Here is a 1,094-nt window from a genome sequence, read left to right on the forward strand (position 1 = left end):
GCCAAGGCCCGTGCAATCAAGCTTTCGCCAGAGCAACGAGCGGACATAGCCCGCCTCGCTGCTGAAGCTCGCTGGAAGAAAGACTAAGCCGCTTCGGCCTCGCCGTCCCGGGAATTAAGCCGCCACTCAATGTCCGGAGTGAAGTCCATCGGGAGTTCGATAGGCTCTTCTTCAGGATGCAGGCTGTTCCAGAACATCGCGTCGAACGTGAGCTGGAGCCCATCGCCGATCATTTGCTCGCGGCGGTTGATCAGCGACTTGTGCATGACCCTCCGTGGCGCTTCGCGAATATCGACATAGTGGAAAAGGGTCGTCTGCCCGCTTTGGACCGGCACCGCGTGATAAACACGGTAGGGATTGCCGGTTTTCGGGTCCCGCTCGATCTGGTCGCTGGCCGCATCCTTGAATTGCTTGGCCAGTAGCTCCAGCGGGTCTTTCGGCACCGGCAACGGCCAGCCCTTCCGGACCGCCCAATGAGCGACCTTGTGCATGTCGATTTCGTGCTCGCCGGTTTCTTCTTTGTAAGCGCGGATCAGGCGCTGCATTTCCTTCTTCTTACTCACTTTACTGGCCCTTTCAGAAATCAATGGGCGCTACGTCGCCCCATCCATCCACCACTGCGCTCGGCGCAATGAAGTTACGCACCTTCACCAAATGATTGCGGAATCGGTCATACCGTCCCGTCTTGTGTTGGAGCTGTCCCGCGACCAGTCCGGGATGAACATTGATGGTGCGGGCAAAGCCCAAAAGGTCGCGTTCAGAAAAGAAGGGAGCCTTACGGGCGATGAAGCCCTTTAGCTGATCCTGAGGCACGCAAAATTCCGCGCCTGCCTCGTTCGCGACGCGCTCCTCTTCTGGAATGTCAGCGCCGGTTCCGGCCTTGTCGCCCTCTAACTCAGTGTCGAGGATAGGGGAGACTTGGCCATGCCCTTGAAGCACATGCTCCAGCTCATGGCGAAGGACGAACCAGAAATTGTCAATTCGATCATGGCGAAGCGAAAGACCAATTACTGGCGCGCTGGGGCTCAACCAGAAGCAAACACCGTCGATCTTTGCAGAAGGCAAAGACTCCACAATCACGAAGCGGATACCCG

At 57.6% G+C, this 1,094-nt stretch carries 2 protein-coding genes; both read right to left on the bottom strand.

The features are described from left to right. Positions 1–83: 83 nt before the first annotated feature. A complete protein-coding gene (locus AC2JF9_RS07950) occupies positions 84–563 on the bottom strand; it encodes a hypothetical protein (protein WP_500726726.1) in 480 nt (159 codons plus the stop codon). Between the two features lie 13 nt (positions 564–576). Then, a partial coding sequence (locus AC2JF9_RS07955; RefSeq protein WP_500726728.1) for an ImmA/IrrE family metallo-endopeptidase occupies positions 577–1,094 on the bottom strand: 518 nt, incomplete at its 5' end.

It is taken from the genome of Lactobacillus sp. C449L (assembly GCF_059900815.1).